This window comes from Paenibacillus sp. sgz302191 (assembly GCF_057749925.1).
This window is the reverse complement of sequence record NZ_JBYLHY010000108.1, coordinates 1-550: the sequence shown is the minus strand read 5'-3', so window position 1 is coordinate 550 and position 550 is coordinate 1. Positions and strand designations below refer to the sequence as shown.

At 64.4% G+C, this 550-nt stretch carries 1 protein-coding gene; it reads left to right on the top strand.

Going from position 1 to position 550, the window contains the following annotated elements; all coding sequences use genetic code 11:
* Positions 1–550 (top strand): AMP-binding protein (locus tag AC3G2T_RS38820; RefSeq protein WP_488438833.1); only part of this gene is annotated, 550 nt, incomplete at both ends.

Sequence of the window (550 nt, the reverse complement as noted above, 5' to 3'; positions counted from 1 at the left end):
TTTCGAAGTTACTGCCGAGGACCGCAGCGCCAAATACGCCGGGTTCGGGTTTGACGCTTCCGTGTGGGAGCTGTTCCCGTACTGGATAGCCGGGGCGAACATCCATGTGATCGACGAAGCGATCCGGATGGACATCGTGCGGCTGAACGCGTATTTCGAGCAGCACGGGATCACGATTGCGTTCCTGCCGACGCAGTTGTGCGAGCAGTACATGGAGCTCGACAACCGCTCGCTGCGCGTGCTGCTGACCGGAGGGGACAAGCTGAAGCGGACGGTGGAGCGCCGCTACAAGCTGGTCAACAACTACGGTCCGACGGAAAGCACCGTAGTGGCGACGAGCACGGCGAACGGTCCCGCGGAGGAGATTTTGACGATCGGGCGGCCGATCGCGAATACGCGCATCTACATCCTGGGCGCGGAGGGGCAGCTGCAGCCGATCGGCGTAGCCGGGGAGCTGTGCATCGCGGGCCGGGGACTGGCCCGGGGCTACAACAACCGGCCGGAGGAGACGCGGGAGAAGTTCGTGGAGGATCCGTTCGCGCCTGGCGAG